This window comes from Mesorhizobium sp. M7A.F.Ca.CA.001.10.2.1, from assembly GCF_003998575.1.
Taxonomy (GTDB): Bacteria; Pseudomonadota; Alphaproteobacteria; order Rhizobiales; family Rhizobiaceae; genus Mesorhizobium.
Genome location: NZ_RZQY01000971.1, coordinates 1 through 1,584 on the forward strand (window position 1 = coordinate 1; position 1,584 = coordinate 1,584).

The window sequence follows — 1,584 nt, forward strand, 5'->3', positions numbered from 1 at the left end:
GGTCGAACAAGAGATCACCGAGATCGGCGGCGCGGTGCGCACCGCGCTTTCGGTCGAGCCGCGCGATGGGCGGCTTTGCGTGTTCATGCCGCCGGTCGAGGCGCTGGAAGACTATCTCGAACTGGTCGCTGCGGCCGAGAACGCGGCGAAGGCGATCGGCCTTCCCGTGCATATCGAGGGCTACGGCCCGCCTCACGATCCGCGCCTCAACGTCATCCGCGTCGCGCCTGATCCCGGCGTCATCGAGGTCAACATCCATCCTGCTTCCAACTGGCAGGATTGCGTGGCGACGACGACGGCGATCTATGAGGAAGCGCGGCAGACACGGCTTGGCGCCGACAAGTTCATGATTGACGGCCGCCACACCGGCACCGGCGGCGGCAACCATGTCGTGGTCGGCGGTGCGACACCCAATGACAGCCCCTTCCTGCGAAGGCCGGACCTGCTGAAGAGCCTGGTGCTGCAATGGCAGCGCCATCCGTCGCTGTCCTATCTGTTCTCCGGCCTGTTCATCGGGCCGACCAGCCAGGCGCCACGCTTCGACGAGGCGCGTCACGACTCGCTCTACGAGCTTGAGATCGCGATGGCGCAGGTACCGCATCCGGACCGGGGCAACGCACCCTTGCCATGGCTGGTCGACCGGCTGTTCCGCAATTTGTTGACCGACGTCACCGGCAATACGCATCGTTCGGAAATCTGCATCGACAAACTGTTTTCGCCGGACGGACCGACCGGTCGGCTGGGACTGGTCGAATTCCGCGGCTTCGAGATGCCGCCCAATGCACGCATGAGCCTCGCGCAGCAACTGCTTGTCAGGGCGATCATTGCCCGTGCCTGGAAGAGCCCGCTCGATGGCCGCTTCGTGCGCTGGGGCACCTCACTGCACGATCGTTTCATGCTGCCGCATTATGTCTGGGCCGATTTCCTCGACGTGCTCGACGACCTCAAGCTCAACGGCTTCGAATTCAGGCCCGAATGGTTCGACGCCCAGCTCGAATTCCGCTTCCCCTTCTGCGGTCAGGTTCAGCATGCCGGCATCAAGCTGGAACTGCGGCAGGCGCTCGAACCCTGGCATGTCATGGGCGAGCAAGGCGCGATCGGCGGCACCGTGCGTTTCGTCGATTCCTCGGTCGAACGGCTGCAGGTCAAGACCGAAGGGTTGAATCCGGAGCGCCACGCGATCGTCTGCAACGGCCGTATCGTGCCGATGAAGGTGACGGACAACAGAGAGGTCGCGGTGGCGGGCGTCCGCTTCAAGGCCTGGCAGCCGGCATCGGGCCTGCATCCGGCGCTGCCGGTCAACACGCCGCTGGTCTTCGACATCTATGACCGCTGGTCGGGACGTGCGGTCGGCGGCTGCGTCTACCATGTCGCCCATCCCGGCGGGCGCAATTACGACACCTTTCCGGTCAATGGCAACGAGGCGGAAGCTCGGCGGCTCGCCCGCTTCGAACCGCGCGGTCATACGCCATCCGCCTATGTGATCCGTGAAGAACAACCGGCGGAAGATTTCCCGATGACCCTTGACCTTCGGCGGCCGGCAAGACTCTGATCAGCGATGGCAAAGGGGAATCACAAGAGGCT

1 protein-coding gene is annotated in these 1,584 nt (G+C 64.2%); it reads left to right on the plus strand.

The window, feature by feature from the left end:
* The coding region (locus EN964_RS34065; protein ID WP_164776348.1) for a transglutaminase family protein at window positions 1–1,552 on the plus strand (1,552 nt) is incomplete at its 5' end.
* Between the last annotated feature and the right edge of the window lie 32 nt (window positions 1,553–1,584).